Raw genomic sequence first — 6,396 nt, forward strand, 5'->3', positions numbered from 1 at the left:
GCAGATCCCGACCTCGCGCTTTGATCTCGAGCGTTGGTACGATCCCGAGCTCGCCGGCCCCAACCCTGCGTGAGATCAGCGCGACCGTCCCGATCAGCGCGCCAAAGAACACGCTGAACACCGACCACATGACCGTGCCCGAGATCTGCATGCTGCCCAGCGAGATCGCCCCGTGACGGGCGAGCATCACCCGATCCGCCAAGAACGCGAGCGTCTGCAGCAAGCTGGTCAACACCGCCGGACCGGTCAGGCGCAGCACCTCTGCCACGGGCGAGCGCGGCGAAGAACCCGGACCGGGGCGGTCGATCACCGGCGCATGATGCCCGACCCCTGGGCCCGCGCAATTGGCCGGGCTCAGCGCAATGGGCCGGGCTCAGCGAAGCACTGCGGCGCTCCCGACCAGCCCCCCGCGCGCAAGCGCCTTGGTCATCGCCTTGGCGTACGAGCGAACGGCATCGTCGACGTCGTTGGGGTCGATCGTCGCCGACAGCCCCGACCACATCAGCTCGCCGGTCGCGACCTCATACAAGTTCGACTCGATCACGACGACCTGCTCCTCGACGGTGAATGACGGGGAGTACACCAGGCCGCAGATCGAGTGGTAGTAGCTGTAGAAGCCCACGCCTGGGCCCGTGACCAGATAGGGCGTCGACTGGACGAAGCGCTCGCTGGTGTCGACCGCGACCAGCTGCGCGACGAGGGCTCCATCGACCTCGTGCTTCGCGAGCGCAGCGTGAATGTCCTTGGTCGTCAGCTCGCCTTTCGTTGAGAACAATCGGTATGACGCGGTCGCGCGGATCCCAGCCCGGTGCATGGCCTCGACCACGCCGTCTTCGAAGCTGCGGCGCACGCCCTCGCGCTTGGACACCGCAAACACGACGACGTGCTGAAAACCAGGGCGCCACTCGGGCGATCTCCAGAGCTCCTGGACGTTGGTAGAGCCAGCACAGGCCGACACCGCAAAGGTCGCACAAGCCAGCGCGAGCGCCAGGCTCCACAGTCGACGAGGTCGCATCCGAGAGTTAATGGCTCAGACGCGCACGCGAACCAGGCGGTGGAGCGCGCAGTTATCAGCGAGCGCACCCGCGCTTGGATCGCAAGCGCGAGCGCCGGCCAATGTTGCGCGCCCAAGCTGAAAATACTCGCTCAGCCGCCGAATGCTTCGACCGCCGCCGCCAGCTGATTCCAAGTCTGGCAGTCGTCGATGCCGAAGAAGTTCAGCTCCTGATCGAGCACATAGACGGCCGGCACGCAGGCGTTCATGACGTAGCCAGACAGCATCGGGACGTCGTCCTCGGCGATCACCGGGATGTTGTCGTGGTGGTACTGGCTGTCCCACGCGGCGGCGTCGGCGACCGCCCCAGGACCGCTGGTCGCGTCCTCGACCAGCGCGGTGATCCAGACCAGCTTGCCGCTGTCGATCATGCCCCGCAGCTGCGGCCCGAGGCCGCTGAAGGGATCGTTCCCCGCTCCGGTCGCAAGATAGGCGGACGCCTGTCGGCACGGATCACACCACACCGCCGCGACATCCAGGGCGATCGGAGTGCCGCCCCACTCGCACAGGTTGATCGCGTTGCCGAGGTGGTCCTTGCCGGCCACGTGCTTGACCGGCTGACCGATCGCAACCGTGCCCCACCCAGGATCATTGCCACACAGTCCGCTGTCGCCGTCGCCGTCACCCGTGTCGCCGTCGCCGTCTCCGGTGTCACCGTCGCCATCTCCGGTGTCGCCGTCGCCGTCGCCGTCGCCCGTGTCGCCATCTCCGTCGCCCGTCTCGCCCGTGTCGCCATCGCCGTCGCCGTCACCAAGACCGTCGAGCACGAAATCGTCATTGCCACCGTCCTTGTCGGTGCACGCAACCGAACCAAGCGTGAGGAGCAGACCGAAGAGAGGAGCCGCAATGTTTTCGCGCGTCATGGGCGAGCAGTCTACTCGAACTCCACGGTGGTTTTCGGGTTTTCTGAGACTGCTAGAGACGCCCGAGAACGACCGCTCATGAAGGTTTTCCCCAATGCGTCGCCGGCTGGCGATTGCGTCAGCCCGCCTGCGCGCTCGGGCCTGACCAGGATCAAGAGGCTACGAGCGATCGCAGCAGGTGAGTCTGGCCCTACTCGACGGGGACGAATTCGTCGCAGGCGGTGTCGATTGCGGCGACGGCCTGGGCGAAGAAGGGCGCATAGTCGGGCGCACACACGCTCCCAGCCTGACCGTGCGTGAATGACTGGGCGAAGCTGCGCAGCGCCGGCGCGTCCTCGTTGGGCGCACACTGACCGCCCATCACGCCGCCGTCGGCGACCAACCCAAGCACGACGACCGCCTCTTCGTTGCCACCCTTGGCGTCGACCAAGAATTGCTTCCAGCTCGCCGGGTTGCCCATTGATTGATTGACGTCGTCTTCATCGGAGATCACCGTCACGACCAGCACGGCATCATCGCGCAAGAACCCCTCGTTGCACCCACCCAACTCGCTCTGCGTGGAGATCGCCTGCATCATCGCGTCCATTGGGCGCTCGAGCCCGTCACCGCCCGCGCCAACGAGCGCCGCGCAGCTGAACGTGTCTTCGAGGTTGGGCTGACTGTCGAGCATGAAGCGAAGCTCGCCCGCGATCCCGCACGCGTCGCCGTCTTGGTCCTTGTCCTTGCCCGCGCCGATCTCGGCGTCGCAGCCGGTCGGCAGCGGAAAATTATCGCAGGACTCCCCATTGCAAATGGTTGGCGGCGGCTGGATGACGATGCCACCGACCCCATTGCACGCGCCCTGACAGCAGGTTGGGTGGGGCTCGCACATGATCGTGTTGTTGGAGATGCTGACGCTCGACGAGCCGACCGAGGCGGCGTCCGTGTCGGTGACCATCAGGTGGTAGTCCTGGGCCATCAGGGTGTCGGAGATCGTCGAGATGAAGCCCGGGAACGAGGTCACGAGCGCCATCTGCTCTTCGGTCATCGAGCCCGAGTTGTCGATCACGAACAGGAAGTCGACCTTCTCGCACCCCGCTTCGGAGCTGGTCTCGTTGCCGTCAGCGCTGCCGCCGAACACATCGAGCAGCGGGCCTTCGTCACCGTCACCGTCACCGTCACCGTCACCGTCACCGTCGCCGTCGCCCGGACCCGAGCTGCCGTCGTTGTTGCCGCTGGTGCTCTCGCCGTTGTCGGCCGAGCTGCTGCCGGTCTCACCCAAGGTCGCGGCCGTGGTCCCCGCGTCGCCACGGTTGGACCCGCAGGCCGCCAAGATGAACAGAGTGGATAGCGCGGCAAACCAGGTGATTTTCATGCTCGAAGCTCGTCTGCAAAAGAGGTGCGGATGGTACCATTCGGCGTGACATTTCGACTGCTCCATCTTGCGAGGATCCCACTGTTGACCCCACTGTTTGCCGTTGCGTGTGGCGGGCCCGCTGGGCAAGACAACGGTTCAGACGGTGGGCAAGACAACGGTTCAGACACAGCCGGGGCCGAGACCGCTGGCGAACCCGAGTGTGACGTTGGCCTGGTCGCGAGCGACGATGGGGCGTGCCACTGCGGCACGCCCGACGGCGAGATCTGCAGCGAAGAGGCCTACTGCGACGCGCCAACCGGGACCTGCGTCGAGCCCACGTGCGGCGCCGCGGGGCCGTGGACCCCGGGCACGTCGGCGTTCACAGAAGTCACGCAAGCCTGGGGTCTCGACGGGGTCGAGGGCACCCGCCTGAGCGTGACGGATCTCGACGGCGACGGCTGGCCGGATCTATTCGTGCGCCGCGGTGGGACCCGCAGCGATGACTTTGGCGCAGACACCCGTCACACCTGGCTGCTGCGCAACACCGGCGGCCAGGGCTTCGAGGACGTCACCCAAGACTCTGGGGTGCTCGCGCCGCGCCAAGCTCTGGGCGCGGGGATCGGTCGCCCTGCAGAGATCGTCGCCTCGGCCGACGTCGACAATGACGGTGACCTCGACATCTTCACCGGGATCACGACCACCGATCCAGTTGCGAGCCTGGGCGAGACCAGCGAGCTGATGCTCAACCAAGGCGACGGCAGCTTCGTGCTCGCCAACGTCGACAGCGATCTGCGCCACGCCTCGAGCGAAGACATCGTCGCGGGCGCGTCGTTCGTCGACGCCAACCGCGACGGCTTTGTCGACATCTGGGTGACCGAGCACGGGATCCAAGACGAGCTCTACTACGGCACCGGTGACGGCGGCTTCGTCAAGGCAACCAGCGGCTCCGGGCTTGCGACCAGCGGCGCGGCCACCCTCGCCGAGCTCAACTCCGGCGCCGTTCACAGTCGGGCCTGGAGCGCGCTGGCCTGCGACCTCAACGGCGACGGGTGGACCGAGCTGCTGGCGGGCTCCTACGGCCGCTCGGCCAATCACTTGTGGCAGGGCCGGCTGGACCCCGACACCGGGTTCGTGGCTTTTGACGCCCGCGGGGTCGAGTCCGGGTACGCCCGCGACGAGAACTACGAGTGGCAGAGCAACCAGTTCGCGCGCTGCTACTGCCAGTCCAACCCGATGGCGGAGGGCTGCGCGGGCGTCCCGGCGCCAGCGATCAACTGCGACACGCCCAACTGGAACCACAGCTCCGACCGCGAGCCCTACCGCTTGGGTGGCAACAGCGGCGCGACGGCCTGCGCCGACCTCGACAACGACGGCGACATGGATCTCTACACCGGCGAGATCCGCCACTGGTGGGCGGGCCTGGGCTCGGACATGAGCGAGGCGCTGCTCAACACCGGCGCCCAAGATGTCAGCTTCGAGCGCCCAGGCCGTGACGCGATGGGCATCACCGTCGAGCACGTCACCGGCAACTCGTGGGACGAAGGGCACATGAGCCTGACCACCCTGGACTTCGACAATGATGGGTGGCGCGACATCTACGTGGGCGGATCGGACTACGCCGGCAACCGCGGGCTATTGTTTCACCAGCGCGATGTATTGCAGTTCGAGCCGGTCTCGACCGCCGACTCGTTCGAGCACAACCGCTCGCACGGGGTCGTGACCGCCGACTTCGACCGCGACGGTGACCTGGATCTGATCGTTGGGCACTCGCGCTCGCGCTGTGACGCCAACGCTCCGAATGACTGCTACGCGACCGCGGCGATCCGCATGTTCGAGAACACCTACGGCGACGGCGGCAGCTGGATCCAGCTGAAGCTCGAGGGCGTGACCGCCAACCGGGCCGCGATCGGTGCCCGGGTGCGCGTGACCGCGGGCGGCGTGACCCAGACCCAGGAGATCGGCGGTGGGTATGGGCACTACGGGGCGCAAGATGACCTGGTCTTGCACTTTGGGCTGGGTGACGCGTGTGCGGCCGAGATCGAGATTCGCTGGCCCGATGGGGATCTGTCGACGCAGCAGCTGGCGCTGCCGGGCGGGCATCGCTTTCACGTCGTCCAAGGCGAGCGCGCTAGGTTGCTGCTTCTGTGACCCCCACAGGCCTTCTGTGACCCCCACAGGCGCCTTCGCACTTCGCAGGCCTTCTGTGACCCCCACAGGCGGTTTCGCACCACGCGGTCACTCGCTTCGCTCGCTCCCAACGGGCCGTTTGTTCGCATCCGCATGTGTGGCCCCCTCGAAGGGGGCTCTCGTCTGGGCACCTGGAGTTGGGCGGGTGCCTCTCCATTTACGTGGTCGATTATGACCCCAACAGCCGGCTTCGCACCTCGGGATCACTCGCTTCGCTCGCTCCCAAGGGGCTGTTTGTTCGCACGGGTATGTGTGGCCCCCTCGAAGGGGGCTCTTGTCTGACCACCTGGAGCTGGGTGGGTGCCTCTCCATTTACGTGGGGGTTGTCTATGACCCAATGGAGGGCCACAGCGAGGGGCTATCGCTCAATTGGTGGCCTCCACGCGCGTACGCACCGCTCGGGTCGTGTCGGCGATGAACATCCAGTCCAACGTGTCCGACAGGTTCATCGGGCGACCATCCCACTTGGGCGTTGTCGTGCTGGCGTCGATGTGCAGATCCGCCTCACGCAAGAACCGCTCGAGCGCCTCTAACTCTTGGTCACTCCCGACGCGCGGGGGCGCGGCCAATATTGTGTGACCGCGCTGATCGATGAACATGATCTTGTCAGCTCGAACCTCCACGGACAGCCCGCCCTCGTGAATCATGCGATGGTGACCGGGGCACACGAGCACCAGGTTTGCCAGGCGGGTTGGGCCACCTTCCGCCCACGCCTGAATGTGGTGACCATGCAGGTGCCGCTTTCGACCGCAGCCGGGCACCCGGCAGCCGCCGTCACGCAGCCACAGCGCGCGCGTGATCGCGGAGGGGATCGAACGCGTGCTGCGTCCGACGTCGAGTAGCTGCCCGTCCGCACCGGTCACGACGTCGACCCGGGCGCTGTCGCACGCCAGCATGCGCGCCACGTGCAGCGGGACTGGCGTGCCGTCACGCAAGAACCCACCGACCCCACCGGG

At 66.6% G+C, this 6,396-nt stretch carries 6 protein-coding genes; 1 reads left to right on the forward strand and 5 read right to left on the reverse strand.

The features are described from left to right. The 4 genes from DB30_RS39865 to DB30_RS39880 form a co-directional block, all read right to left on the reverse strand. The coding region (locus DB30_RS39865) for an MATE family efflux transporter (protein WP_205633185.1) at positions 1-310 on the reverse strand (310 nt) is incomplete at its 3' end. 63 nt (positions 311-373) lie between these two features. Next, positions 374-1,015: a hypothetical protein gene (locus tag DB30_RS39870; RefSeq protein WP_052559275.1), complete on the reverse strand. Its 642-nt coding sequence runs from the start codon at positions 1,013-1,015 to the stop codon at positions 374-376. A 131-nt stretch (positions 1,016-1,146) separates the two neighbouring features. Further along, a complete protein-coding gene (locus tag DB30_RS42055; protein WP_052559277.1) occupies positions 1,147-1,917 on the reverse strand; it encodes a TlpA family protein disulfide reductase in 771 nt (256 codons plus the stop codon). Positions 1,918-2,107: 190 nt separating this feature from the next. Continuing rightward, the gene (locus DB30_RS39880; protein WP_052559279.1) at positions 2,108-3,271 is read right to left on the reverse strand and encodes a hypothetical protein; all 1,164 of its coding nucleotides are present in this window, start codon (positions 3,269-3,271) and stop codon (positions 2,108-2,110) included. A gap of 84 nt (positions 3,272-3,355) precedes the next feature. Between DB30_RS39880 and DB30_RS39885 the strand changes: the two genes are divergently transcribed. Then, positions 3,356-5,401, forward strand: coding sequence for a CRTAC1 family protein (locus DB30_RS39885; RefSeq protein WP_052559281.1), 2,046 nt, complete (start codon positions 3,356-3,358; stop codon positions 5,399-5,401). Positions 5,402-5,805: 404 nt separating this feature from the next. On the opposite strand, the gene DB30_RS39890 is transcribed toward DB30_RS39885, so the two are convergent. After that, on the reverse strand, positions 5,806-6,396 hold a 591-nt coding region (locus DB30_RS39890; RefSeq protein ID WP_205633186.1), incomplete at its 5' end, for an HNH endonuclease signature motif containing protein.

It is taken from the genome of Enhygromyxa salina (assembly GCF_000737335.2).
Classification (GTDB): Bacteria; Myxococcota_A; Polyangia; order Nannocystales; family Nannocystaceae; genus Plesiocystis; species Plesiocystis salina_C.